The following is a 586-nucleotide window of genomic DNA, read 5'->3' as shown; positions in this document are numbered from 1 at the left end:
CAAGAACAGCGCCTGTATATTCGTAAGCATCCTGATAAGCTCACTTTACTGCATCCGCCTGGGTTTGACTTTTATGAAGCCTGTCGTACCAAGCTGCACTGGAACGTACATGCCGAAGAATTCAGTCTGGATGTCGATGATGATATCATAGATGATGAATGAGCGTATCTATTAGGGCATGTTTTCAAATCGCCCAATAATCATCAAAAAATATGATGCAAAAATAGTAGTGGAGAGTAGGCAAGATGGATAAACAAACAATACTAGCCAGTCTAACACCGGAAGTGGTTGATAAATTCCGCATGGCGATTGAGCTAGGTAAGTGGCCTGATGGTCGTAAAATTACCGCTGAGCAGCGAGAAACCTGCATGCAAGCAGTGATGGTATGGGAGCACGAGCACCTACCACCTGCTGAGCGTACGGGCTATATTCACAAACCAGTAAAAGACGATGGCTCAGTGGTTGGGGAAGAATGCGATGTCGAGCACGAGCATCATTATCCTAATATGCCGAACCCGAAAGGGGCGGTACAACCTGTGAAATTTCGTAATAAATAAATCTATAAACAGTCAATAAAAAAGCCACG

General features: G+C 44.2%; 1 protein-coding gene and 1 pseudogene. Both read left to right on the top strand.

The genetic code is table 11. The features are described from left to right. Positions 1-162: pseudogene (locus ACS8FC_RS19335) on the top strand (NAD(+) kinase); the annotation flags it as partial. Positions 163-245: 83 nt separating this feature from the next. After that, positions 246-557 carry a YeaC family protein gene (locus ACS8FC_RS19330; protein WP_439297982.1) on the top strand — a complete coding sequence of 104 codons (312 nt, stop codon included), beginning with the start codon at positions 246-248 and terminating at the stop codon, positions 555-557. Positions 558-586: the final 29 nt, after the last annotated feature.

It is taken from the genome of Psychrobacter sp. 1Y4, assembly GCF_051847555.1.
This window is presented reverse-complemented; position numbering and strand designations above follow the sequence as displayed.